Source organism: Nocardia sp. TBRC8007 (assembly GCF_056629435.1).
The window spans coordinates 1-239 of the sequence record NZ_JBWSOR010000234.1; the positions used below are offsets into that span (position 1 = coordinate 1).

General features: G+C 58.6%; 1 protein-coding gene. It reads left to right on the forward strand.

Annotated elements, in window-relative coordinates:
* Positions 1–239: hypothetical protein (locus ACX4ZE_RS23460; protein ID WP_480275643.1), on the forward strand; the 239-nt coding region annotated here is incomplete at both ends.

The following is a 239-nucleotide window of genomic DNA, read 5'->3' on the forward strand; positions in this document are numbered from 1 at the left end:
AGTGCTGGCGCTCACCGACGGCAAGGGGGCGGATGTGGTGATCAGCACCGCGCCGGGTGAGGTCGTTACCCGTAACTTCAAGGTGGTCGCGGACTTCGGGCGCATTGTCGAGCTCGGTAAAGCCGACATCTATTCCGGTGGTGCGCTGCAACTGTGGAACTTCAACAGGAATGTGACCTACTCCTCATTCGACCTCGACCGGACGGTGAAACTGCAGCCGATGCAGGTTAACCAATACT